Origin of the sequence: Isoptericola cucumis (assembly GCF_014635665.1) — a bacterium.
Lineage (GTDB): Bacteria > Actinomycetota > Actinomycetes > Actinomycetales > Cellulomonadaceae > Isoptericola > Isoptericola cucumis.
This window is the reverse complement of sequence record NZ_BMDG01000001.1, coordinates 181,433-206,262: the sequence shown is the minus strand read 5'-3', so window position 1 is coordinate 206,262 and position 24,830 is coordinate 181,433. Positions and strand designations below refer to the sequence as shown.

Sequence of the window (24,830 nt, the reverse complement as noted above, 5' to 3'; positions counted from 1 at the left end):
GGACCCGGCCGGGCGAGGACGGACCTGCGGGCCGGCTCAGACGGCGGCGCCGGCCACCCGCAGGTCCGCGACCAGCGCGTCGAAGGCGGCGTCGCGGTCGGCGCGGTCGCGCAGGCGCAGCAGCGACGACGGATGGGTGGTGACGACGACGGCCGCCTCCGGGCGCACGCCCTCGGCGTCGTCCAGGAGCGTGCCCCGGACCTCGCCGACGCGCACCGGCCGCCCGAGCACCGCGCGCGCCGCGGTGGCACCGAGCGCGACGACCACGCGCGGTCGCACCACCGACAGCTCGGCCTCCAGCCACGGCAGGCAGGCCCGGACGTGCGCGACGTCGGGGGTCTTGTGCAGCCGGCGCTTGCCCCGCTCGACGTGGCGGAAGTGCTTGACGGCGTTCGTGAGGTACACGCCGCCGGCGTCGAGCCCGGCCGCCTCGAGCGCGTCGGCGAGCACCCGGCCGGCCGGTCCGACGAACGGCTCGCCCTCGCGGTCCTCGCGGTCGCCCGGCTGCTCCCCGACGAGCGCCAGGCCGGCGTCCTCGGGCCCCGTCGAGAACACGACCTGGGTCGCGTCGGCCCACAGCTCGCAGCCGCGGCAGGCGTGCGACGCCTCCGTGAGCGCCTCCACACGGGCGTCGTCGGGCACCCATTCCTGGGCTCCGGGGCGGTCCGGCCGGCTGCGCGTCATGGTCACCTCCGGGGCCAGGATGGCGCGGCTGCCGCGTGCTCGCCGGGCGGTTCCGCGTCGTCGGCCGGCCGGTAGGCTCGGCGCCATGGCTTGGAGCTTCGGGCGTCGTCGACCCACCACGTACCTGCTGGGGGAACCGGTCGACCCGTACCCGGCCCAGGCGCCTGAGGTGGCGCGCGGCCACGTGCGCCGGATCACGGAGCTCGGCGAGCCGGTGCTGCACGCCCCGGCGCGCACGGTCGAGGAGTTCTCCACGCCCGAGCTCGCCCGGCTGATCGACGACATGTTCGCGACCATGGAGGGGGCCGAGGGCGTCGGGCTCGCGGCGCCGCAGGTCGGCGTCGACCTGCGGGTGTTCGTGTACGACCTCACCGACTCCCGCGGCGACCGGCACGTGGGGCACGTCGTGAACCCGGTGCTCGAGATCGACGAGGACGCCGAGCCCGAGACGGAGGACGAGGGCTGCCTGTCGTTGCCGGGCGCGTACGAGCCGCTCGAGCGCCCGGGTGGCGCGACGGTCCGCGGTGTCGACCAGCACGGCGGGCCGCTGCAGCTTACGGCGTCCGGGTACCTGGCGCGGTGCTTCGTCCACGAGGCGCAGCACCTGGACGGCACCCTCTACTGGGACCACCTGTCGCCCGCGCTGCAGGCCGACGCCCTGCGCCAGCGCGACGAGGAGCGGGCGGACGTCCTCGCGGGGCGCCGCGAGGTGGCGATCGAGCTCGACAAGACGCCGGCCGACTATCCCGACGCCCCCGCCGGCGGCCGCTGACCCGCCCCGAGACAGCAACGTGCGTGCTGACTTGATCCTCACGACGCGGTTTTGGGGATCAAGTCAGCACGCACGTTGCTGTCTCGGGGTGGCTCAGAGGGTGTGCACCCAGTCGGCGACGGCGGCCGCGACCTCGCCGTCCTTGCCGCGCACGTCGTGCGCGCCGGGGATCGTCACCGTGGTGACCGGCCCCGGGATCGCGGCCGCGTGCTCGGCCAGCTCGGCGGGCGTGCCGAAGGGGTCGCGGTCGCCGGAGACGAACAGCACCGGCACCCGGAGCTGCGGCAGGTGCTCGACGCGCAGCCGCTCCGGTTTGCCGGGCGGGTGCAGCGGGTAGCTGAGCAGCACGAGCCCGGCCGCGGGCAGGCCCTCGGCCACCGCCATCGAGCACATGCGCCCGCCGAACGAGCGCCCGCCGAGCAGCAGCCGGTCGGTCGTCGTGCCCAGGTCGGCGGCGAACCGTTCGGCCTCGGCCCGCAGGTGCGCGACCGCCACCGGCGGCCGGTCGGGCACCTTCTTGCCCGCCAGGCGGTACGGGAAGTCGACGCGCCGGGTCGTCACGGGCGGGTCCAGCGCGTCCAGGGCGTGCTCGACGGCGACGAGCGAGTGGTGGTCGCGGCCCGCGCCCGCTCCGGGGGTGAGCAGGAGGCCGAGTGGACGGGAGTCGTGGCGCTGCGGCATGGGTCCAGTGTCCGGGGTCCGGGGCTGTCCCCGCCCGCCGGTAGCGTCCGGGGGATGAGCGAGAAGGAGCCGGGTGGGGTCCCGGGCGGCATCGGACCGGGCGGCACCGGACCGGGCGGCATCGAGCCCGGGAGCGTCGTGCGGGGCGCCGACTGGTACGCCCGCGACCTGTCGGGGCAGGTCTTCGAGCAGGTCGAGCTGGTCGACGTCGACCTCACCGAGGCGCACGCGACGGGCGCCACGTTCGACGGCTGCACGTTCCGCGGGGTGCGGTTCAACGCGTCGGTCTGGACGGAGTCGGCCTTCACCGGCTGCACCTTCAGCCGCGCGAACCTCTTCGACGCCCGGTTCGACCGGTGCAAGCTCGTCGGGTCCGCGTTCGACGACTGCCGCCTCGACCTGCTGCGCGTCGAGGGCGGGAACTGGTCGTTCGTGACGCTTCGCCGCGCCGACCTGTCCGGCGTGCGGATCGAGGGGGCGCGGATGCGCGAGGCGGACCTCGAGGGCGCCCGGCTGCCGGGCGCCACCGTCGTCGGGGTCGACCTGTCGGGCGCGGTGCTCGACGGCGCGGACCTGCGGCGCGCGACCCTGCGCGGCAGCGACCTGTCCGCCGTCGACCCGCGGACCGCGATGCTCGAGGGGGCCGTCGTCGACCCCGCGCAGGCGGTCACGCTGGCCGAGGCGCTGGGGGTCGTCGTGGCGGGCTGACGACCGCCCCGGACCGGCCGACCGTCGCGGTCGGGTGGCCCTTCTCACACCCCGAGCCGTTCGCCCTGGTCATCCCGGGCGGAGCGGCCAGGGGGAGCCCGGACCGCCCATTTACATCGTTTACCCTCGGAGGTACGGCGTCGACGACCGACGCCGCCGGCCCAGCGCAGGAACCCGGAGGAAACCCCGATGACGGACTTCGACGTGTCACGCGAGCAGGTGGCGATCAACCCGATCGTGCTGCAGCGTGCCGACCCGTGCGTGCTGCGGCACGACGGGGCGTACTACTTCACGGGATCGCACCCGCAGTACGACCGGATCGTGCTGCGCCGCGCCGAGCGCCTCGAGGACCTGCAGGCCGCCGACGAGGTGACCATCTGGGAACGGCACCCCGACGGCCCGCAGTCGCACCTGATCTGGGCCCCCGAGATCCACCGCGTGGACGGCGCCTGGTACGTCTACTACGCGGCCGCGCCGGACGAGGACGTGACGGTCGACGTGCCCGGCACCGACGACACGTTCAACCACCGGATCTTCGTGCTGGAGAACACGGCCGACGACCCGCTGGCCGGCGAGTGGACCGAGCGCGGCCAGGTCGACACCGGCTGGGAGTCGTTCGCCCTGGACGCGACGAGCTTCACGCACGACGGCGACCAGTACCTCGTGTGGGCGCAGCAGCACCCGGACGTCAAGGGCCACTCGAACCTCTACATCGCCCGCATGGCGAACCCGTGGACGCTCGCGACCGAGGCGGTCGAGCTGACCCGGCCGGAGTTCGACTGGGAGACCCGAGGGTTCTGGGTCAACGAGGGCCCGTCGGTGCTGGTGCGCGGCGGCCGCGTCTTCCTCACCTACTCGGGTGCCGCCACCGGCATCGACTACGCCATGGGCCTGCTCACCGCCGACGCGGGCGCGGACCTGCTGGACCCGGCGTCGTGGACCAAGAGCCCCGAGCCCGTGTTCGTCTCCGACCCGGCGGCCGGCCAGTACGGTCCGGGCCACAACTCGTTCACGCAGACGGCCGACGGCGACACCGTGCTCGTCTACCACGCCCGCACCTACACGGAGATCACGGGCGACCCGCTGCGTGACCCGAACCGGCACGCCCGCGCCCAGGTGCTGCCCTTCGACGCGGCCGGCGACCCCGTGTGGGGCACGCCCGTCCCCGACACCCGCCCCACCCCCACCTCCACCGAGGTCCTGCCCGCCGACGGAGCGTTCTGATGAGCACCTCGACCGCCGCCCCCGCGAAGCCCCGCGCCCGGGACTCGCTGACGAAGCTCGCGTTCTGGAACTTCGGCGGGCTGTTCTTCTTCTACTTCGCCATCTGGCAGCTCGTGATGACGTTCCTCGCGCCCTGGCTGGCGGACGAGGCCGGCATGAGCAGCGGCAACATCGGCCTCGTGAACTCCGTGATGGCGCTCACGGCCCTGTGCCTGCAGCCGTTCTACGGGTACATCCAGGACCGGCTCGGGTTCCGCAAGAACCTGTTCGCCGTGGTCGTCCTCGTCGGCGCGCTGATGGGTCCGTTCTTCGCGTTCGTGTTCGTGCCGATCGTGAGCCTCAACGAGGTGCTCGGCGCGGTCGTGGGAGGCATCTTCCTGTCGCTGGCGCTCAACTCGGGCGTCGGCGTCGTCGAGGCGTTCAACGAGCGCAACTCGCGGGCCAACGGCTTCGAGTACGGGCACGTGCGCCTCTTCGGGTCCGTCGCGGGGGCGACGGCCTCGCTCGTCGGCGGGTTCATCTGGGCGTCCAACCCCGACAACATCTGGTGGGTCGCCACGTTCTCGGCGATCGTGCTGGGCGCCCTGCTGCTCGTGGCCCGCACCCCGAAGCCCGGCTCGCCGGAGTACGTCGCGGCCGGCGGCGCCAAGACCGAGGGCGAGGACAAGCCTCGCGTGAGCGCGGCGACCGTCAAGCACCTCTTGCGCGACCGCTCGTTCGTCGGCTTCATGGTGCTGATGTTCGGCACCGCCGCCCTGTACGACGTCTTCGACCAGCAGTTCGCGATCTACTTCGCGCAGTCCTTCGCCGGGGCGGGCGACCCGCAGGTGCTCTTCTCCCGCGTCGTCTTCGTGCAGATCCTGCTCGAGGCGCTCGTCATGATCGCCATGCCGTTCCTCATCAACAAGATCGGCGCGAAGAACGGCCTGCTGCTCTTCGCCGGCGTCCTCGTGGTCCGCGTGCTCGGCTCGGCGATCTTCGACTCGACCGAGCTGCTCATCCTGTGGCGCCTGCTCGCCGCCATCGAGATGCCGCTCATGCTCATCTCGGTGATGAAGTACATCACCCGCATGTTCGACGTCCGGATCTCCGCGACCGCGTACATGATCGGCTTCAACACGGCCAAGCAGATCGGCATCGTCATCTTCGCCTGGGTGTTCGGCCTGTCCTACGACGCCATCGGGTTCTCGAGCTCGTACCTCGTCATGGCGGTGGTGGTGGTCGCGGTCACCGTGGTCGCCGCCCTCCTCATGCGCGACGACCGGGGCCGGCCCGACCCGGGCGTCGCGACCGCCGCCGCCGTGGACGGCGCCGCGGCCTGACCCCTCGTCGCGCCGCCTCCTCGCTCGCAGGGCCCGTCCCGGTTGCCGGGGCGGGCCCGCCTGCCAGGGTGGGAGCCATGTCCGTCGACCTCGTCGCCCGCTCCCTCGCGCTCGGCCTCGCGGCCGGGGCGCGCGCCAGCCTCGGGCTCGCGGCCCCGGTCCTGGGCCCCGCGCCCGCGTCGCGGCGGGGCGAGCCCGCGGCGTACGTCCGCCGCCCGCCCGCGAGCCTGCGGACGGTCGCCGTCCTCTCCGTCGTGGGCGAGCTCGTGGGCGACACGCTGCCGGCCACCCCCAGCAGGCTGGAGAACCACGGCCCGGACGGCCGCGCCGTGAGCGGCGCCGCCGGCGGCCTGCTCCTGGCACGCCGCCGCCGCGCGCCGGTGGCCGGCACCCTCGTGGCGGCGGCCGCCGGGGTGGCCGGGGCCGTCGCCGGGACCGGCGTGGGCGCCGCGTGGCGCTCGGCGTTCGCCCGCCGCGGCTGGCCCGACCTGCCCGCGGCGCTCGCCGAGGACGTCGTCGCCCTCGCGCTCGCGACCTGGGCGGTCCGCGCCTGACCCGACGTGTTCAGCCCCGACGTGTTCAGCACGTCCTGGCGCCCGTCGTCCGGAAGAGTGGGCGCCATGGACTGGGTGGGTGGTGCGGTCGGAGGGTTCTTCGTCTTCGTGTCGACGGTGGCGATGCTCGTGCTGCTCGCCTGGGCGTCACGACGCGTCATGGGCGCGCCCGTCGGGTGGGTCCGCGCGGCGCTCGTGTCGCTCGTCGCGATCACGGGCGCGTCGGGCGCCCTGACGGGCGGGCTGCGCGCGGCGGGATGGGCGGACGACGACGGGGTGCTCGCCGTCGACCCGTGGGTGGCGCTGGTCGCGATCGTCCTCGTCTTCGCGTGGGCCTTCGTGCTCGGGCTGTGCGTGCTCCTCGTGCTCGAGGTGCTGGTGCCGACCGGCACGGTGCCCACCCCGTGGCGCGCCGTCCGGCGGCTGCGGCAGGGCCGGCGCGAGACGCGGCGCTACGCCCAGGTCATGACGATCGCGCTGCGCCACGGGCTGGGCGGCGCGTTCGGCCGCACCCGGCGCGCGGACGGCACGACGACGTCCCGCACCGACGTGCGCCGCCTCGCCGTCGGGCTGCGCGACACCCTGAGCGACGCCGGCGTCACGTTCGTGAAGTTCGGCCAGACGCTCTCCACCCGCCGCGACCTGCTGCCCGACGCCGTCACGACGACGCTCGCGACGCTGCAGAGCGACGTCCCCCCGGCGCCGCCGGACCAGGTGGCGGACGCCGTCGCCGAGGCGCTCGCCCGACCGGTGGACGAGGTCTTCGCGGCCTTCGACCCGGTGCCCCTCGCGTCGGCGTCGGTCGGCCAGGTGCACGCCGCCCGGCTGCTCGACGGAAGGGAGGTCGTGGTCAAGGTGCAGCGCCCGGGCGCGCGCGAGCAGGTGGCCGTGGACCTCGCGATCCTGGGGCGGCTCGCGCGCCGCCTCGAGCGGGACACGGCCTGGGGGCGCAGCCTCGGCGTCGTCGCGCTGGCGGACGGGTTCGCCGCCTCCCTGCGTGAGGAGCTCGACTACTCGGTGGAGGCCGAGAACACGCGCGCCCTGCGCGCCGGCCTGGACGTCGTGACGCACGACGGCGCGTCGTCGGGGCCGCTGGTCGTGGTGCCGGAGGTGGTGGACGGCCCGTCCGGGCCGACGCTGCTGGTGCTGGAGCGCCTCCACGGCACCCCGGTCGGGCAGGCGCAGGCGCTGCTGGCGGGCCTCGACGCGGGGAGCAGGCGGGAGCTCGCGGACCGGCTGCTGCGGGCCGCGCTGGACCAGCTCCTCGTCGCCGGCACCTTCCACGCCGACCTGCACCCCGGAAACGTCCTCGTGCTCTCGGACGGCGGCCTCGGCCTCCTCGACATGGGATCCGTCGGGCGGCTGGGCGAGCCCGAGCGCATCGCGCTGGGCTCGCTGCTGCTGGCGATCGACGGCGACGACGCGATCGCGGCCACCGACGCGCTGCTCGAGCTGCTCGACCCGCCCGCCGGCCTGGACGCGCGGCGGCTGGAGCGGGAGGTGGGCCAGCTCGTGCTGCGCTTCCGCGCGGGCGCCGGCGCGGGGGCGGCCTTCGCCGGCCTGGTGCGGCTGGTCACGGCGGCCGGCGTGGCGGTGCCGCCGCAGGTGGCGGCCGCGTTCCGCACGTTCGCCGCGCTCGAGGGCACGCTCGACCTGCTGAGCCCCGGCTACGACCTCGTCGCCGCCGCCCGCGACGAGGGTCGCCCGCTGCTGTCCCGGCTGGTGACGCCGGAGGCCGTGCGCCGCAAGGTGACGCAGCAGCTGATGGGCTTCGCGCCCGAGCTGGAGCGCCTGCCGCGCCGGGTCACGCGCATCGTCAGCGACCTCGAGCAGGGCCGGTTCACCGTCGCGGTCCGCGCGTTCTCCGACCCCGCGGACCGCGCGTTCCTCTCGGGCCTCGTGCAGCAGGTCATCATGACGCTCGTCGCCGTGGGCGCCGTCGTCGGCGCCGTGGTCCTGCTCGTCGCGGACGGCGGGCCGATGCTCGCGCCGGAGCTCCCGCTGTTCACGGTGCTCGGCGCCGCGCTCGGCTTCGTCGGCACGGTCCTGGCCGTGCGGGTGCTGGTGCTCGCGCTGCGCGGCACGTCGCGAGACCGGTGGTGAGGGGCATGATCAGGACATGAGATACGCAGAGCACATCTCCGAGCTTGTCGGCGGCACCCCGCTCGTCAGGCTGTCCCGCGTCACGGAGGGCCTGAGCGCGACGATCCTCGCCAAGGTCGAGTACGTGAACCCCGGCGGCTCCGTGAAGGACCGCATCGCCCTGAAGATGGTCGAGGCCGCGGAGTCCTCTGGCGAGCTGCGTCCCGGCGGCACGATCGTCGAGCCGACGTCCGGCAACACCGGCGTCGGCCTCGCCCTGGTGGCCCAGCGCAAGGGGTACGACTGCGTCTTCGTCTGCCCCGACAAGGTGAGCGAGGACAAGCGGGACGTGCTGCGCGCGTACGGCGCCCGCGTCGTCGTGACGCCCACCGCCGTCGCGCCCGACCACCCTGACTCCTACTACTCCGTGTCGGACCGCCTCGTCACCGAGATCCCCGGCGCGTGGAAGCCGAACCAGTACGCCAACGCCAACGGGCCGCTGTCGCACTACGAGTCGACGGGGCCCGAGGTCTGGGCGGACACGGACGGGCGCGTGACGCACTTCGTCGCGGGCGTCGGCACGGGCGGCACGATCACGGGCACCGGTCGCTACCTCCAGGAGGTCTCGGCCGACCGCGACGCCGCCGCCGGGGGCCGCGTGCAGGTGGTGGGCGCCGACCCGGCGGGGTCGGTCTACTCGGGCGGCGACGGCCGGCCGTACCTCGTGGAGGGCGTCGGCGAGGACTTCTGGCCCGGGGCCTACGACCCGGAGGTCCCCGACGAGGTCATCGCGGTCACCGACACCGACTCCTTCGCGATGACGCGGCGCCTCGCGCGCGAGGAGGGGCTGCTGGTCGGCGGGTCGTGCGGCATGGCCGTCGAGGCGGCCCTGCGGCTCGCGCGTCGGCTCGAGGACCAGGACGCGGAGGCGGCCGCGCGCGCGGTGATCGTCGTCCTGCTGCCCGACGGCGGGCGCGGGTACCTGTCGAAGATCTTCAACGACGCGTGGATGCGGTCCTACGGGTTCCTGCCCGACGAGGAGGGCGTCACCGCGGGCGACATCCTGCGGGCCAAGGACGGGCGCCTGCCCGACCTCGTGCACACGCACCCGAGCGAGACCGTCCGCGACGCGATCGAGATCCTGCGCGAGTACGGCGTGTCGCAGATGCCCGTCGTGGGGGCGGAGCCGCCCGTGAAGATCGGCGAGGTGGCGGGGTCCGTGACCGAGCGGGCGCTGCTCGACGCCGTGTTCTCCGGCCGCGCGGCGCTCGCCGACCGGGTGGACACCCACATGGGCCCGCGGCTGCCGCTCATCGGGGCGGGGGAGGGCGTCGACGCCGTGCGCGCCGCGCTGCAGGGGGCCGACTCGCTCCTCGTCGTCGAGGACGGCGACCCCGTGGGCGTCCTCACGCGGCACGACCTGCTGGGCTTCGTCGCCGGCCGGTGACGGGTCGCGGACGGGCCGCACACCGGACCGGCGCGACCGGGCGCACGGACACCGGGCGCACGTACGCTGGCCGGGTGAGCACCCCGAGCAGCGAGCACCCCGACTGGACCGCCACCGGCTTCTCCACGCGTGCCATCCACGCGGGGCAGGACCCGGACCCGACGACGGGCGCGGTCGTGCCGCCGATCCACCAGGTCTCCACGTACAAGCAGGACGGCGTAGGCGGCCTGCGCGGCGGGTACGAGTACTCGCGCTCGGCCAACCCGACCCGGACCGCGCTCGAGGAGGCGCTGGCCGCCGCGGAGTCGGGCGGCACAGGCACGTCGGCGAGCGGCTTCGCCTTCGCGTCGGGGCTGGCCGCGGAGGACACGCTCCTGCGGGCGGTGCTGCGCCCGGGCGACCACGTGATCGTGCCCGACGACGCGTACGGCGGCACGTATCGCCTGGTCGCCCGGGTGTTCGGGCCCTGGGGCGTCGAGCACACGCCGGTCGACCTCACGGACCTGGACGCGGTCCGTGCGGCGGTGCGCACCGGGGACGACGGCGGGGCGACGCGGGTGGTGTGGGTCGAGACGCCGACCAACCCGCTGCTCGGGATCAGCGACATCGCCGCGCTCGCGGGCGTCGCGCACGAGGCCGGCGCGCTCCTCGTCGTCGACAACACGTTCGCGACGCCGTACCTGCAGCAGCCGCTGGCGCTGGGCGCGGACGTCGTCGTGCACTCGACGACCAAGTACATCGGCGGGCACAGCGACGTCGTCGGGGGTGCGCTCGTCGTCGCGGCGGGCGCCCGGCTGCCGGGCGGGCTGGAGTCGCCCGCTGGCGGCACGGACGTCGCGGGCGCGGTCGGCTTCCACCAGAACTCGTCGGGGGCGGTCGCCGGGCCGTTCGACGCCTGGCTCACGCTGCGCGGGCTCAAGACGCTCGCCGTGCGCATGGACCGGCACCAGGCGAACGCCGCGATCGTCGCCGACTTCCTGGCGTCCCACCCCGCCGTCACCGAGGTCGTCTACCCCGGTCTCGCGTCCCACCCGGGGCACTCGCTCGCGGCACGCCAGATGAGCGGGTTCGGGGGGATGGTGTCGTTCCGCGCGGGGAGCGAGGCGAAGGCGCTCGACGTGTGCGCGCGCACGCGGGTGTTCACGCTCGCGGAGTCGCTCGGCGGCGTCGAGTCGCTCGTCGAGCACCCGGGCCGGATGACGCACGGCTCGGTCGCGGGCACCGCGCTCGAGGTGCCCGACGACCTCGTGCGCCTCTCCGTCGGCATCGAGGACGCCGAGGACCTGGTCGCCGACCTCGCCCGGGCGCTCGCCTGAGGCACTCCTCCCGCCGGTCGCCTCAGCCGCGGACGACCGTGACGGGGCAGGGGGAGAAGTCGAGCACCTGCCGGCTCACGGAGCCGAGCAGCAGCCGGTCGAAACCGCCCAGGCCGCGCGCGCCCACCACGAGCCGGTCCGCGCCGCCCGCCGCCGCCACGAGCGCCTTCGCGGCCTGCCCGTGCACGACGCGCTCGTGCACGCGGTCGGCGGGCAGCCCGTGGCTCGCCGCCTCCACGGCACCGCGGAGCGCGTCCGCCGCGAAGCTCTCGTAGTCGTCGATCGGCGGGGCCCAGCCCCAGGAGCCGGGCAGGGGCGCGAGCGTCGTGATCTGCCAGGCGAAGACGGCCTCCAGCTCGGCCCCGGTGCGGGTCGCGACCTCGGCCGCGTGCCGCAGCGCCGCGACGCTGGACGCCGAGGAGTCCACGCCGACGACGATGCGCGGACCGCGCGTGGCAGCCTCCGCGGAGCCGTCGACGGTGATCGTGCCGTCGGCCGGGTCCGCCGGGTCGCCGTGCCGCACGACCGTCACCGGCACGCGTGCGTGCTCGACCACCGTGCTGGAGACCGAGCCGAGCACGCGCCGCCCCAGGCGCCCGCGCTGGCGCCGGCCGAGGACGAGCATGTCCGCGTCCGCGGAGGCCTCCAGCAGGGCGTCCGCCGCGGGCCCGGGCACCACGTGGGTCTCCGCCTGCGGGTCGAGCCCCGTGCGTCCGCGGGCGCGCTCGAGATATGTTCGGACCTGCTCGTGCTCGCCCGAGTCGAGCGCGGCGTCGCCGCTGCTGGCGCCCGCCCGGGTCACGAGGACGGCGTGCAGGGGGGCCTGCCGGCTCGCCGCCTCGCGCATCGCCCAGTCCAGGGCCTCGTCCGCCTCCGTCGAGCCGTTCACGCCGACCACGATGCCGCGCATCGGTCACCTGCTTCCCTCGTCACGGTGTCCTGACCTGCAGGATAGGGCGCGTCCGCCGCGCACGTCGGGGGAAGGCGGTGTGACGTCGGCCCGGAGGGGCGGTCAGCCGCGCTCGCGGCGCTTGTCCCGCCCGGACAGCAGCATCCGTACCGGCTGCGTGACGACGTCGACCCGGTCCACGAGGTCCGCGGGCCCGGTGACGACGAGCGCCCGCCCGGCCGCGACCACGTAGACGGCGGTGGTGCCCCGCGCCGTGACGCCCACGCTGACGGCGTCCTCGCCGTCGACGCCGAACGTCCCGGGGCGCAGCGGTGCCTCGTCGACCTCGTCGACCAGCGCCCGCATCGCGCTGCGGTAGTCGAGGTAGGCGTCGGCGAAGTCGCCGCCGGCCGCGTGCCCGCGCCCGGGCTGCGTCGCGTCCTCGGGCTCCGTGCCGACGGGGGCCGCGATGTCGGCGTGCAGGGGCGCGGCGAGCGCGCCGGAGCAGGCGGCGCGCACCACGTCCTCCACGTCGTCGTCCGGCACGACCGTGCGCAGCGTCTCGACCTCGAGCGCCTCGCCGGTGAAGCACCGGTACGCGCGGACGAACCGCTCGCAGGTGGGGTCCTCCTCGTCGGCGAGGCCGGTGAGCGCCTCGTCCTCGAGATCGAGGCCCCAGGTCAGCGGGTCGGAGACCTCGGCGACCACCCCGGAGAACCGGGCGATGCGGGCGTCCTCGCTCTCCCACGTGCCGCCCTGCCGGCCGGCGCCGCTCCCGCCGTCGTGCTGCTCGATGCCGTCGATGCCGTCCATGTCCTAACCCCCCGGGTCGGTACGGCCGCCGCTACGGGCCCTCCTGCCGAGCCTGGACCGCCCGACCGGCGGGTGGCAACGCGGCACGCCGTCACGCCCCTGGCGAACATGGGCTTACCGGGGGGTGTCGGCGCGTTGTGAGCGCATAGAGTCGTAGCGGTCAGGCTGTCGCCGTCATCTCCGACGGGGTGCAGGAAACGCCGCTCGTGAGGGAGCAGCACATGTTCGAGAGATTTACGGACCGAGCCCGTCGGGTGGTCGTCCTCGCGCAGGAAGAGGCGAGGATGCTCAACCACAACTACATCGGCACCGAGCACATCCTGCTCGGTCTCATCCACGAGGGTGAGGGCGTCGCGGCGAAGGCCCTGGAGTCCCTGGGCATCTCGCTCGACGGGGTGCGCACGCAGGTCACCGAGATCATCGGTGAGGGCCAGCAGGCCCCGAGCGGGCACATCCCGTTCACGCCGCGCGCCAAGAAGGTGCTGGAGCTGTCGCTGCGCGAGGCGCTGCAGCTCGGGCACAACTACATCGGCACCGAGCACATCCTGCTCGGCCTCATCCGCGAGGGTGAGGGTGTCGCCGCACAGGTGCTCACCAAGATGGGCGCCGACCTGAACAAGGTGCGCCAGCAGGTCATCCAGCTGCTCAGCGGGTACCAGGGCAAGGAGCCCGTGGCCGCCGGCGGTCCGCAGGAGGGGCAGCCGTCCGGCTCCGCCGTCCTCGACCAGTTCGGCCGCAACCTCACCCAGGCCGCGCGCGAGGGCAAGCTCGACCCCGTGATCGGGCGCTCGACGGAGATCGAGCGGGTCATGCAGGTGCTGAGCCGCCGCACCAAGAACAACCCGGTCCTCATCGGCGAGCCCGGCGTCGGCAAGACGGCCGTCGTCGAGGGGCTGGCGCAGGACGTCGTGCGCGGCGACGTGCCCGAGACGCTCAAGGACAAGCAGCTGTACACGCTGGACCTGGGCGCGCTCGTGGCCGGCTCGCGCTACCGCGGTGACTTCGAGGAGCGCCTCAAGAAGGTGCTCAAGGAGATCCGCACCCGCGGCGACATCATCCTGTTCATCGACGAGATCCACACCCTCGTCGGGGCGGGCGCTGCCGAGGGCGCGATCGACGCCGCCAGCATCCTCAAGCCGATGCTGGCCCGTGGCGAGCTGCAGACCATCGGCGCCACCACGCTCGACGAGTACCGCAAGTACGTCGAGAAGGACCCGGCCCTGGAGCGCCGCTTCCAGCCGATCCAGGTGAACGAGCCGTCGCTCGAGCACGCCATCGAGATCCTCAAGGGTCTGCGCGACCGCTACGAGGCGCACCACCGCGTGTCCATCACGGACTCGGCGCTGGTCTCCGCCGCGCAGCTCGCCGACCGGTACATCAACGACCGGTACCTGCCGGACAAGGCGATCGACCTCATCGACGAGGCGGGCGCGCGCCTGCGCATCCGCCGGATGACGGCCCCGCCGGAGCTCAAGGCCCTGGACGAGGAGATCGCCGACGCTCGCCGCGACAAGGAGTCGGCGATCGACGAGCAGGACTTCGAGAAGGCCGCCGGGCTGCGGGACAAGGAGAAGCAGCTCACCGCCCAGCGTGCCGAGAAGGAGAAGGCCTGGAAGTCGGGCGACCTCGACTCCGTCGCGGAGGTCGACGACGAGCTGATCGCCGAGGTGCTGGCGATGTCCACCGGCATCCCCGTCGTCAAGCTCACCGAGGAGGAGTCCAGCCGGCTGCTCCACATGGAGGACGAGATCCACAAGCGGGTCGTCGGCCAGGAGGCCGCGATCAAGGCGCTGTCGCAGGCGATCCGTCGCACGCGCGCCGGGCTCAAGGACCCGAAGCGCCCCGGTGGCTCGTTCATCTTCGCCGGCCCCACCGGCGTCGGGAAGACCGAGCTGGCCAAGGCGCTCGCCGAGTTCCTCTTCGGGGACGAGGACGCGCTCATCCAGCTCGACATGTCCGAGTTCTCGGAGAAGCACACCGTCTCGCGGCTGTTCGGCTCGCCCCCCGGCTACGTCGGGTACGACGAGGGCGGCCAGCTCACCGAGAAGGTGCGGCGCAAGCCGTTCTCCGTGGTCCTGTTCGACGAGGTGGAGAAGGCGCACGCCGACATCTTCAACTCGCTGCTGCAGGTGCTCGAGGACGGTCGCCTCACCGACTCGCAGGGCCGGGTGGTCGACTTCAAGAACACCGTGATCATCATGACCACGAACCTCGGCACGCGGGACATCGCCAAGGGCGTCCAGACCGGCTTCAACGCCGGCGGCGACCTGGTCACGTCGTACGAGCGGATGAAGTCGAAGGTCAACGAGGAGCTCAAGCAGCACTTCCGGCCGGAGTTCCTCAACCGCGTCGACGACGTGGTGGTCTTCCCGCAGCTCTCGCAGGACGAGATCGTCGAGATCGTCGACCTGGAGGTCGCCAAGCTGGACAAGCGCCTGCACGACAAGGACATGGCCATCGAGCTCACCACCGCCGCGAAGAACCTGCTGGCGGAGAAGGGCTACGACCCGGTCCTGGGCGCCCGTCCGCTGAAGCGGGCCATCCAGCGGGAGATCGAGGACACCCTGTCCGAGAAGATCCTGTTCGGCGAGATCAAGCCGGGCGAGATGGTGATCGTCGACGGCGAGGGCGAGGGCATCCTCGGGGAGTTCACCTTCCGCGGGGTGCCGAAGTCCGAGCACGACCGCGGCCCGGTCTCGGTCGGCGCCGCGGCGGCGCTCGACGCCCCGACCGGCGTGTCCGTCCGCGACCTGCCCCCGACCGGGCAGCTGCAGGCCGGCGCGGAGTGATCCCGACCGCCGGCTGACGCCGGCACGGCCGACCGAAGGCCCCGGGCCCCCCTCACGGGGCCCGGGGCCTTCGTCGTGCCCGGGCGTCCTCGCCGGGGAGTCAGCCCGCGAGGGCGACGGCCGGGCCGGACCGCTCGAGCGTCGTCACGTGCCCGCCCGACGTGGAGGTCCAGGTCGTGACGGGGGTGAAGCTGCCCGCGGCGAGGTCGTCGGCGGTCACGACGTGCTGCGCGTGCCGGCACGTGTACGTCGCGCCCGGCGCCAGGTTCGTCCAGCGGCAGTTGCGGGCGCTCGTGGCCGGGTCGAGGTGCGCCAGGTTGCCGGTGGGCACGACGGTCGTGGTGGCGTCGGAGAGGTTGCGCACCGCGAAGGAGAAGCTCAGCACGTCGCCGACGGCGTACCCGTCCTGCGGGCGGGTCAGCGTCGCGTCGCCGACCTGGAGGGTGCCCGGCGCCACCGTGCCGGCGAGGACCCAGTCGAGGTCGAACGTGGCGAAGCGGATGCCGCCGTTGCCGGCCTCCGGCTCGTACAGGAGGCCGACGTTCCCGTCCGGCAGGGTCGCGAGCGTGGAGTAGGCCATGCCGGCGGAGTGGAAGGTGCGGGACGCGGCCCACGTCTCGCCGTCGTCGAAGCTGACCCGCACGGTGCCGTTGCTCCGCGAGGAGGTGGACGCCGCGTTCGAGAACAGCAGCACCTTCGCCTCGGCGGAGCCCTGCGGCGCGTTCGGGTAGGCGCGGACGATCGACGCGTTGTTCGTCGGGTCGGGCAGCTCGCGGTCGAGCGTCACCGGGCCGTAGGTGACGCCGCCGTCGGTGGAGTAGGCGACCTTGCGGTAGCCGGAGCGCGCGGAGTCGCGCGAGTTCAGCATGACGCGCCCGTCCGACAGCTCCACCGTCTTGTTCTCGTCCATCCCCGTGCCGACGGGGGTGCCGACCTCCCACGTCGCGCCGTGGTCGTCGGAGTACACGGACACGGCCTGGAAGTCGCCCGAGCCGTTGATGATCGTGTACTGCTGCACCAGCCGGCCGGCGTGCTCGCCGTACTTGAGCTGGATCCCCTGCCCGGACGTGGCGAACCGTGAGCGCCAGCCCAGGTCGGCGGTGACGTCGGCCGTGATGGTGCGGTGGGTCCAGGTGCGGCCGTCGTCGGTGGACGTCGAGACGTCCGCCTGGATGACGTCCCGGTCGTCGGGGTCGACGCCGGGCTGCGACCCGCCGAAGCCCTGGTCGTACGACTTCACGTGGAAGTTGAAGATGTCGCCGGTCTCGCGGTCGACGACGTAGCTCGGGTCGGAGTACCCCACGACCGGTGCCGTCGTCTTGCCGGCGGCGACCACCTCCTGCGGTCCCCAGGTGGCGCCGCTGTCGGTGGAGCGGCGCTGGAGGATCGAGTTGGGGCCGGGGGAGTCCGCGGCCGTGGGCCGGCCGTCGTACGACGCGAGCACGTCGCCGTTGTTCGCGACCGTCAGCGCGGGGATGCGGTAGTTCGGGAAGTCGCCCTCGCCGTTGGTGGCGAGCTGCTGCTCGCTCGCCGAGCCACCTCCGCCGGTGGGCGGCGCGACGTCGTGGTCCGGCGCGGGGTCGAGGTGGTGCGCGCCGGCGGGTGCGGCGACGGCGAACGTGCCCGCGACGGCGACGGCGAGGGCGATCGCCGCGGCCGTGCGGGAGGCCCGGGGCGTGCGGCGGGCGCGGGGGGCGGGGGCTCGTCGGGGAGCGCGGGGGACTGGTCGGGGAACGGGCATGCTCGTCCTTCCTCGGGGAGTGGTCGAGGGCACGGGGGGCCGGCGGCGACGGTGCCACTTCGGTCCTGAGCTCATGACGACTGACATCGGATGTCTGACGTCTCGCCCAACCTATGGCCAGGTCAGGGCGCGGCGCAACGGGGCCTAGGATCAGCCACGTCTCCGGAAGTCAGCCGACGTCAGCAAGGAAGCCGATGACGACACCGACCCGCGCCGTGCCCGCGGCACGCAGCCGCCGCGACGCCCTCGGCGCGCGGGCCTGGGTCACGGTGGTCGTCGTCGGCCTGGTGGGGCAGCTGGCCTGGACCGTCGAGAACATGTACCTCAACGTGTTCGTCTACGACACGATCTCCACCGACCCGAACGTCCTCGCCGGGCTCGTCGCCGCCTCGGCGGTCGCGGCGACCGCCGCCACGTTCCTCGTGGGCGCCTGGTCCGACCGTGTCGCGCGGCGCCGCCCGTTCATCGCCGTCGGGTACGTCCTGTGGGGCGCGACCACCGCCGCCTTCGGCCTCGTCTCGCCCGCGGCCGGGGCGGTCACCACGACCGTCGGCGCCGCCGTCGTGGCCGTCGTCGTCCTGGACTGCGCCATGTCGGTCTTCGGGTCCGGCGCGAACGACGCCGCGTTCAACGCCTGGGTCACCGAGTCGACCACCCCCGCCAACCGCGGGCGGGTGGACGGCGTGCTGGCGATCATGCCGCTGGTGGCGATGCTGGTCGTGTTCGGGGCGCTCGACCCGCTGACGCAGGCCGGCCGGTGGGAGCTGTTCTTCGGCGTCGTCGGCGGCGTCACCGCCGTGGTCGGCGTCCTCGCCCAGGTCCTCGTGCGCGAGCCCGTCGCGACCCGACCGCCCGCCGACGGCTACCTCGCGTCGCTGGTCCACGGGCTGCGGCCGAGCACCGCCCGCCGGCACCCGCGCCTGTACCTGCTGCTCGCGGCCTGGGCCGCCGTCGGCACCAGCACGCAGGTGTTCCTGCCCTACCTGATCATCTACCTGCAGCGGTACCTGCGGATCGACGGGTACCCGCTCGTGCTCGCCGTGGTGCTCGTGACCGCCTCCGTGGTGAGCGTGCTGGGCGGCCGGGGCATCGACCGGGTGGGCAAGCAGCGCACGATCCTGCCGGCGACCGGGGTGCTCGTCGCGGGCCTGCTCGGCATGTTCGTCGCCCGCGGGACGTGGCCGGTCGTCGCCGCCGGCACCGTCATGATGAGCGGGTTCCTCCTCGCCGCCGCGGCGCTCGCCGCGAGCGTGCGCGACGAGACCCCCGACGGTCGCGTCGGCATGGTGCAGGGGCTGCGGATGATCGCCATGGTCGCCCTGCCGATGGTCGTCGGCCCGTTCGTCGGGGCGGCGGTCATCGTGGGGGCGGACGAGACGTACGTCGACCTGGGCGTCGTCAAGCAGGTGCCGACGCCGTGGATCTTCCCCGCCGCGGCGGCCGTGGCGGTGCTCGTCGTCGTGCCGGTCGCCCTCCTGCGCCGCCTGGCGCGCCGGGAGGCAGGCCGATGAGCGCGGCGACGACGGCGCCCGCCGTGCTCACCACGCCGTGGACCGACGCGGTCGACGCCGACGCGCCCCTGCCGGAGCATCCCCGGCCCCAGCTGGTCCGCCCGGGCTGGTGCAGCCTCAACGGCCCGTGGCAGTACGCGGTGACGCCGCTCGCGGCCGCCGCCGACCCGTGCGCCGTCGCCGACCCCCTCGACGCGCCGAACCGTTGGGACGGCCGCATCGTCGTCCCGTTCTCGCCGGAGACCCCGCTGTCCGGGGTCGGGCGCTCGCTGCGGCCGGACGAGACGCTCTGGTACCGGCGCCGCTTCACCCTGCCGCGCCCCCTTGCGGCCGGCGAGCGCGTGCTGCTGCACCTCGGCGCGGTCGACCAGTCGTGCCGCGTGGCCGTCGACGGCGTCGAGGTGGGTGGCCACTCGGGCGGCTACCTGCCGTTCTCGCTCGACGTCACCGCCGCCCTGGGGGCCGGCGACGGGTCCGGCGAGCACGAGGTCACCGTGGCGGTGCGCGACGTCACCGACACGTCGTGGCTCGCGCGCGGCAAGCAGTCGAGCCGGCGCGGCGGCATCTGGTACACGCCGCAGTCCGGTATCTGGCAGACGGTGTGGCTCGAGATCCTGCCCCGCGTCGCCGTCGACCGCCTCCGCCTCGTCCCGGACCTGGACGCCGGGGAGGTCGAGGTGACGGTCACGGCTGCGCACGCCGACGACCGCGCGACGGCGGACGTCACGGTGCGCGCCGCCGGCCAGGTCGTCGCCGCGGCCCCGGTGCCGGTGGGCGCGCCCACCCGGCTGGTGCTGGACGGGCCGCCGCGCCCGTGGAGCCCCGAGGACCCGTTCCTGTACGACGTCGAGGTGGCGCTCGGCGACGACCGCGTGACCAGCTACGTCGCGCTGCGGTCGTTCGGCGTCGGGCGCGACGCCGCCGGCCACCCGCGGCTGCTGCTCAACGGCGAGCCGTACCTGCCCGTGGGCCTGCTGGACCAGGGCTACTGGCCCGACGGCGGGTACACCGCGCCGACGGACGAGGCGCTCGCGGCCGACGTCCGCCTCGCCCGCGCCATGGGCTTCACCATGCTGCGCAAGCACGTCAAGGTCGAGCCGCTGCGCTGGTACCACCACTGCGACCGGCTCGGCATGCTCGTGTGGCAGGACGCCGTGAACGGCGGCGGCCGCTACCACCCGCTGGTGATCACGGCCCCCGTGCTCGGCGCCCCGGCGCTCGACGACCGCCGCCACCACCGGTTCGGCCGCGAGGACGCGGCGGGCCGGGAGCGGTTCGAGGCCGAGCTGCGCGAGATGGTCGAGCACCTGCGCGACGTCCCGTCGGTCGCCCTGTGGGTGCCGTTCAACGAGGCGTGGGGGCAGTTCGACGCCGCCCGGGTGGCCGACCTCGTGCGGCGGCTGGACCCGTCCCGCCCCGTCGACCACGCCAGCGGCTGGCACGACCAGGGCGCGGGCGACCTGCGCAGCCTGCACGTGTACTTCCGGCCCGTGCGGGTGCCGCGACGGTGGCGCCGCGGCGGCGACGGGCGGGTGCTGGCCGTCACCGAGTACGGCGGGTACAGCCTGGTGGAGCCGGGGCACACGTGGGGGAGGAAGGTGTTCGGCTACCGCCTCTACCGCTCGCGGCGCACGCTCGCCCGTGCGGTCGCCCGCCTGCACGACCGCGAGATCGTCCCGGCGGTCCGGCGCGGGCTCGCCGCCACCGTGTACACCCAGCTCTCGGACGTCGAGGACGAGGTGAACGGCCTCGTCACGTACGACCGCCGGGTGGTCAAGGTGCCCGAGCACGTCATGCGACAGATCAACGACCGGCTGCGGGCCGCCGCCGCGCCCGCCCCTGCACCCGAGAGGACCCCATGACGCTCCCCGAGCTCACCGAGCGCGTGCCGCTCACCCGCCCCGACGGTCGCCTGGACCGGCGCGCGGTCGGCTGGGCGCGTGGCCCGCTGGTCGACACCGACGGCGTCGCCCGCGACGGGCGCCGGTACCTCGGCCGCAACAAGCGGTGGGAGTACTGGGGCGTCGTCACGCCGACGCACCTGCTGGCCGTCACGGCCTCGTCGATCGACTACGCCGCGGTCCACGAGGTGTGGGTGCTCGACCGGGCGACCGAGGAGACGTTCGGCGCTTCCGCGACCGTCGTGCCGGCGCGCGGGGTGACCCTGCCGGGCACGCTCGGGGCCGGCCCCGTCCGCGCCCGTGCGAAGGGGCTCGACGTCGCGATCGACGAGGTGCCCGGCGGCACCCGGCTGCGCGCGCGGACCGCCGACGCGTCGTTCGACGTCGTCGCCGAGCTGCCCGCGGGCCACGAGCGCCTCGCCGTCGTCGTGCCGTGGAGCGACACCCGGTTCCAGTACACGGTCAAGGACGTCGCCCGGCCGGCGCGGGGCACGGTCACGACGGCGGGGGTGGCCCACGAGCTGGCCGCCGGGGAGTCGTGGGCGGTGCTGGACCACGGCCGCGGCCGCTGGCCGTACGACGTGCGGTGGAACTGGGGAGCCGGCTCGGGCCGCTCCGGCGGGCACGTGGTCGGGCTCCAGGTGGGCGGGCGCTGGACCGTCGGCACCGGGTCGACCGAGAACGCGGTCGTCGTCGACGGGCGGCTCACGTACCTGCCCGACGAGCTGACGTGGACCTACGACCTCGCGGCGCCGCGGCGCCCGTGGCGCGTGACCGGCGGCGGGCTCGACGCGACCTTCACCCCGTTCTACGACAAGCGGTCGCGGACGGACCTGGGCGTCGTCGCCTCCGCCACCCACCAGAGCTTCGGCCACTGGTCGGGGTCGTTCACCCCGCCGGGTGGCGGCGACCGGGTCGAGCTGGCCGGGCTGGTCGGCTGGGCCGAGGAGGTCCACAACCGCTGGTGACGCGCCCGGGCTGGCCGGGGCGGCGGCTACGCCGTCGTGACGCCGAGAGCGCGGTCGATCGGCTCGTAGTGCGCGACGACGGCCGCCTGGAAGGCCTCGACGTCCCCGGCCTCCGCGGCGTCGAGCATCAGCCCGTGCGCGCGGGCCGTGGCGTCCAGGTCGGCCGCGACGGAGAGCCCCAGCTTGGGCACGACCGCGGTGTGCACGTCCCAGAACGCGGCGACGAGCTGGCCGACGAGCGAGTTGTCGAGGCGGGCGAGCAGGGCGGTGTGGAACGCGCGGTCCTGCTTGGGGAAGCTGCGTCCCTCGGCGGCGGTCGCGACCATCTCGTCGACGAGGGCGTGCAGCTCGGGGTTCGACGTGCCCGCGAGGCTCGCGACGATGCGTGCGGCCATGGCGCTGTCGAGCGCCTGGCGGACCTCGACGACGTCGCGCAGCGCGCGCAGCTCGTCGCCGGGGCTCAGCACGCCGCGGAAGACGAGGGCCTCCACCAGGGCGTCGAGCGACATGTCGCCGACGAACGTCCCGTGGCCGTGCCGCACCTCGACGATGTCGAGCGTGGACAGGGTGCGGATCGCCTCCCGGACGCTGGACCGCGAGACCCCGAGATGCCCGCACAGCTCGGCCTCCGTCGGGAGCGGGTCGCCGGGCCGTAGGCCCTCGCCCAGGATGAAGTCCTTGATCCGGTCGGCGGTCGTGGCCCGTCGGGGCGCGCTCGCGGTGTGCGTCGTGTCGACCGTGAGCGTGGTGAAGCTCCTGCGCAGTGGTGTCGCCATCTTGACCCCTTCGATCCGTGGTCCTAGTGTCAGCCTACACAACGTCAGACATCAGACATCCGCTGTCTGTCCGCGGTCCCGCTCTCACTGTCAGGAGAACCAATGAGGCTTCATGTCAGTCCGTCCCGCCGCCGCGGCGTCGCCGCCGTCGCCGCGGGAGTCGTCGCCGCCATGGCGCTCGCCGCCTGCTCCGGCGGTGGCGGCACCGCGTCCCAGGGAGCCGGCGCCACGGGCGAGGTGGACAAGGACGCGGTCATCAAGGCGGGCATCTCGTACTCCCTCTCGGGCGGCTTCGACCCGATGACGACCACCGGTGCTGTGACCGTAGCGGCCAACTGGCACGTCTTCGAGGGACTCACCGAGATCGACCCGGCGAGCCGCGAGGTCTACGCCGCGCTCGGCGCCGAGCTGCCCGAGGAGATCGACAAGACGCACTACGAGGTGGACCTCCGCGAGGGCGCGGTGTTCCACGACGGCAGCCCCGTCACCACGGACGACGTCGTCTACAGCTTCGAGCGCGTGATGGACCCGAAGAACGCGTCGATCTACGCCGACTTCGTCGACTTCGTCGACTCCGTCAGCGCCGTCGACGAGGACACCGTGTCGATCGAGCTCAAGCACCCGTTCAGCCTCGTGGCCGAGCGCCTGTCGACCGTCAAGGTCGTGCCCGAGAAGCTCGTCGAGTCCGACTACGACGCGTTCAACTCGCTGCCCGTCGGCACCGGGCCGTACCAGCTCACCGGGGCGACGCCCGGCGAGGCGATCACCTTCGAGCGCTTCGACGACTACACCGGCCCCCGACCCGCGCAGGCCGCGGGCCTGGAGTGGGACCTCCTCGCCGATCCCGCCGCCCGCGTCACCGCGCAGAGCTCGGGCACCGTCTCCGCGATCGAGGACGTCCCGTACATCGACGTCCCGGCGCTCGAGAGCCAGGCCACGGTCGAGTCGGTGCAGTCCTTCGGCCTGCTGTTCATGATGTTCAACACCGACGAGAAGCCGTTCGACGACCCGCGCGTGCGCCAGGCGTTCTTCTACGCCCTGGACATGGACAAGATCATCGAGACCGGCATGCTGGGCAACGCCGAGGCGGCCACGAGCTTCCTGCCGAAGGACCACCCGGACTACCAGGAGGCCTCGACCGTCTACACCTACGACCCCGACAAGGCGAAGCAGCTGCTCGCCGACGCCGGCGTCGACGACCTGTCGATCGACCTCACCACCACCGACACCGGCTGGGTCGGCGACGTCGCGCCCCTCATCAAGGAGGACCTCGAGGCGATCGGGATCTCGACCACCCTCGACGTCGGCCAGTCGGCCGGCCAGTACGCCAAGGTCGACGAGGGCAAGTTCGACGTCATGGTCGCGCCCGGCGACCCGTCGGTCTTCGGCAACGACCCCGACCTGCTCATGCGCTGGTGGTTCGGCGACAACGTCTGGTCCGAGCGCCGGTACCGCTGGGACGACGACCCGAAGTTCGCCGAGCTGCAGAAGCTGCTCGACGAGGGCGTGCAGACCAGCGGCGTCGAGCAGCAGGAGGCGTGGAAGCAGTCCTTCGACCTGATCTCCGACGAGGTGCCGCTCTACCCCCTGTTCCACCGCAAGCTGCCCACCGCGTGGGACGCCGACCAGCTCCAGGGGTTCGAGCCGCTGCCGGTGACCGGCCTGTCGTTCCTCGACGTCGGCTCCGTCGGGCCGTGAGCAACCTGCTGCGGCTGGTCGCGCGCCGTCTCCTCCAGCTCCCGGTGATGATCCTGGGCATCACCCTCCTCGTCTTCCTCGTGATGTCGTTCTCGCCCGTCGACCCCGCGATCATCGCGCTCGGCGAGAGCTCGTCCCTCGAGGCGCGGGAGAGCTACCGCGAGGCGAACGGCCTGAACGACCCGTTCCTCGTCCAGTTCCTGCACTATCTGGGCGGCCTCGTCCAGGGTGACCTCGGGACGTACACGGCGAGGCAGCTGCCCGTCGGGGACGCCGTCGCCCAGGCGCTGCCCATCACGCTCGCGCTGACCTTCATCGGCCTCGCGATCGCCGTGGTCCTCGCCTTCGCGTTCGGCGTGGTCGCCGCGCTCTACCGCGACCGGTGGCCCGACCAGGTCATCCGTGTCGTCTCGGTCGTGTCGCTCGGCACCCCGTCGTTCTGGCTCGCGGTCCTGTTCATCCAGCTCTTCACGCTGCAGCTCGACCTGCTGCCCGGCAGCGGGCCGCTCCCGGCCCTCGACGAGGACCCGGCCGGCTACCTCGCCCGCATGGCCCTGCCCGCCGTGGCGCTCGCCGTGCCCGTGGTCGGCCAGATGACCCGGGTGATCCGCACGTCCATGGTCGAGGAGCTCGACAAGGACTACGTGCGGACAGCCATCGGGGCCGGGCTGCCGCGCAGCGTCGTCGTCGGCCGCAACGTGCTGCGCAACGCGCTGATCACCCCGATCACCGTGCTCGGCCTGCGGGTCGGCTACCTCATCGGCGGCGCGGTGGTCATCGAGGTCATCTTCGCGCTGCCCGGGATGGGCACCCTCATCCTGGAGGGCATCACCTCCAACCAGGCCAACCTGGTCCAGGGCGTCACCCTGACCGTGGCGCTCGCCTTCGTGCTCATCAACATCGTGGTCGACCTGCTCTACGTGCTCGTCAACCCGCGGATCAGGACGGTGTGAC

Annotated in this window: 20 protein-coding genes; 14 read left to right on the top strand and 6 right to left on the bottom strand. The window is 73.8% G+C overall.

The window, feature by feature from the left end:
• Positions 1 to 36: 36 nt before the first annotated feature.
• Positions 37 to 684: a UdgX family uracil-DNA binding protein gene (locus IEW03_RS00895; RefSeq protein WP_188521761.1), complete on the bottom strand. Its 648-nt coding sequence runs from the start codon at positions 682 to 684 to the stop codon at positions 37 to 39.
• 85 nt (positions 685 to 769) lie between these two features.
• On the opposite strand from IEW03_RS00895, the gene def reads away from it, so the two are divergent.
• Positions 770 to 1,456 (top strand): peptide deformylase, encoded by a 687-nt coding sequence (def, locus tag IEW03_RS00890; RefSeq protein ID WP_188521760.1) that lies wholly within the window; start codon positions 770 to 772, stop codon positions 1,454 to 1,456.
• A 93-nt stretch (positions 1,457 to 1,549) separates the two neighbouring features.
• Here the strand turns inward: def and IEW03_RS00885 are convergent, their stop codons facing one another.
• Positions 1,550 to 2,137, bottom strand: a complete 588-nt coding sequence (locus tag IEW03_RS00885) for an alpha/beta hydrolase family protein (protein ID WP_188521759.1) — start codon at positions 2,135 to 2,137, stop codon at positions 1,550 to 1,552.
• Between the two features lie 54 nt (positions 2,138 to 2,191).
• Here IEW03_RS00885 and IEW03_RS00880 point away from each other — a divergent pair, with 54 nt between their 5' ends.
• The 7 genes from IEW03_RS00880 to IEW03_RS00850 all read left to right on the top strand — a co-directional run bounded on the left by IEW03_RS00880 (position 2,192) and on the right by IEW03_RS00850 (position 10,790).
• On the top strand, positions 2,192 to 2,845 hold the full coding sequence (locus tag IEW03_RS00880; RefSeq protein WP_188521758.1) for a pentapeptide repeat-containing protein: 654 nt from the start codon (positions 2,192 to 2,194) through the stop codon (positions 2,843 to 2,845).
• Positions 2,846 to 3,034: 189 nt separating this feature from the next.
• Complete coding sequence (locus IEW03_RS00875) at positions 3,035 to 4,069, top strand: glycoside hydrolase family 43 protein (protein WP_188521757.1); 1,035 nt, start codon at positions 3,035 to 3,037, stop codon at positions 4,067 to 4,069.
• On the top strand, positions 4,069 to 5,391 hold the full coding sequence (locus IEW03_RS00870) for an oligosaccharide MFS transporter (RefSeq protein ID WP_188521756.1): 1,323 nt from the start codon (positions 4,069 to 4,071) through the stop codon (positions 5,389 to 5,391). Before IEW03_RS00875 ends, IEW03_RS00870 begins: the two co-directional genes overlap by 1 nt.
• Positions 5,392 to 5,468: 77 nt before the next feature.
• A complete protein-coding gene (locus tag IEW03_RS00865) occupies positions 5,469 to 5,945 on the top strand; it encodes a hypothetical protein (protein ID WP_188521755.1) in 477 nt (158 codons plus the stop codon).
• Between the two features lie 66 nt (positions 5,946 to 6,011).
• On the top strand, positions 6,012 to 8,048 hold the full coding sequence (locus tag IEW03_RS00860; RefSeq protein ID WP_229737292.1) for an ABC1 kinase family protein: 2,037 nt from the start codon (positions 6,012 to 6,014) through the stop codon (positions 8,046 to 8,048).
• Positions 8,049 to 8,064: 16 nt separating this feature from the next.
• A complete protein-coding gene (locus IEW03_RS00855; protein WP_188521754.1) occupies positions 8,065 to 9,474 on the top strand; it encodes a cystathionine beta-synthase in 1,410 nt (469 codons plus the stop codon).
• Between the two features lie 74 nt (positions 9,475 to 9,548).
• The gene (locus IEW03_RS00850; RefSeq protein WP_188521753.1) at positions 9,549 to 10,790 is read left to right on the top strand and encodes a cystathionine gamma-synthase; all 1,242 of its coding nucleotides are present in this window, start codon (positions 9,549 to 9,551) and stop codon (positions 10,788 to 10,790) included.
• A gap of 22 nt (positions 10,791 to 10,812) precedes the next feature.
• Here IEW03_RS00850 and IEW03_RS00845 read toward each other — a convergent pair whose 3' ends face one another.
• Both IEW03_RS00845 and IEW03_RS00840 read right to left on the bottom strand, forming a co-directional pair.
• Positions 10,813 to 11,700, bottom strand: coding sequence for a universal stress protein (locus IEW03_RS00845; RefSeq protein WP_188521752.1), 888 nt, complete (start codon positions 11,698 to 11,700; stop codon positions 10,813 to 10,815).
• Between the two features lie 102 nt (positions 11,701 to 11,802).
• A complete protein-coding gene (locus tag IEW03_RS00840; RefSeq protein ID WP_229737291.1) occupies positions 11,803 to 12,492 on the bottom strand; it encodes a hypothetical protein in 690 nt (229 codons plus the stop codon).
• A 221-nt stretch (positions 12,493 to 12,713) separates the two neighbouring features.
• On the opposite strand from IEW03_RS00840, the gene IEW03_RS00835 reads away from it, so the two are divergent.
• Positions 12,714 to 15,281 carry an ATP-dependent Clp protease ATP-binding subunit gene (locus IEW03_RS00835; RefSeq protein WP_188521751.1) on the top strand — a complete coding sequence of 856 codons (2,568 nt, stop codon included), beginning with the start codon at positions 12,714 to 12,716 and terminating at the stop codon, positions 15,279 to 15,281.
• A 100-nt stretch (positions 15,282 to 15,381) separates the two neighbouring features.
• On the opposite strand, the gene IEW03_RS00830 is transcribed toward IEW03_RS00835, so the two are convergent.
• Positions 15,382 to 17,022, bottom strand: coding sequence for a sialidase family protein (locus IEW03_RS00830; protein WP_229737290.1), 1,641 nt, complete (start codon positions 17,020 to 17,022; stop codon positions 15,382 to 15,384).
• Positions 17,023 to 17,216: 194 nt separating this feature from the next.
• On the opposite strand from IEW03_RS00830, the gene IEW03_RS00825 reads away from it, so the two are divergent.
• From IEW03_RS00825 to IEW03_RS00815, 3 genes are read left to right on the top strand one after another with little or no spacing between them, the layout of a single operon-like run.
• Positions 17,217 to 18,533 (top strand): MFS transporter, encoded by a 1,317-nt coding sequence (locus tag IEW03_RS00825; protein ID WP_188521750.1) that lies wholly within the window; start codon positions 17,217 to 17,219, stop codon positions 18,531 to 18,533.
• Positions 18,530 to 20,395: a glycoside hydrolase family 2 protein gene (locus tag IEW03_RS00820; protein WP_188521749.1), complete on the top strand. Its 1,866-nt coding sequence runs from the start codon at positions 18,530 to 18,532 to the stop codon at positions 20,393 to 20,395. The genes IEW03_RS00825 and IEW03_RS00820 overlap by 4 nt, the downstream gene beginning before the upstream one ends.
• Positions 20,392 to 21,402 carry a DUF2804 domain-containing protein gene (locus IEW03_RS00815; protein WP_188521748.1) on the top strand — a complete coding sequence of 337 codons (1,011 nt, stop codon included), beginning with the start codon at positions 20,392 to 20,394 and terminating at the stop codon, positions 21,400 to 21,402. The genes IEW03_RS00820 and IEW03_RS00815 overlap by 4 nt, the downstream gene beginning before the upstream one ends.
• A 26-nt stretch (positions 21,403 to 21,428) precedes the next feature.
• Here the strand turns inward: IEW03_RS00815 and IEW03_RS00810 are convergent, their stop codons facing one another.
• A complete protein-coding gene (locus IEW03_RS00810; protein ID WP_188521747.1) occupies positions 21,429 to 22,178 on the bottom strand; it encodes a FadR/GntR family transcriptional regulator in 750 nt (249 codons plus the stop codon).
• Between the two features lie 102 nt (positions 22,179 to 22,280).
• Here IEW03_RS00810 and IEW03_RS00805 point away from each other — a divergent pair, with 102 nt between their 5' ends.
• Together IEW03_RS00805 and IEW03_RS00800 are read left to right on the top strand one after the other, a co-directional pair.
• On the top strand, positions 22,281 to 23,876 hold the full coding sequence (locus IEW03_RS00805; RefSeq protein WP_188521746.1) for an ABC transporter substrate-binding protein: 1,596 nt from the start codon (positions 22,281 to 22,283) through the stop codon (positions 23,874 to 23,876).
• Positions 23,873 to 24,829 (top strand): ABC transporter permease, encoded by a 957-nt coding sequence (locus IEW03_RS00800; RefSeq protein ID WP_188521745.1) that lies wholly within the window; start codon positions 23,873 to 23,875, stop codon positions 24,827 to 24,829. Before IEW03_RS00805 ends, IEW03_RS00800 begins: the two co-directional genes overlap by 4 nt.
• Position 24,830 lies beyond the last annotated feature (1 nt).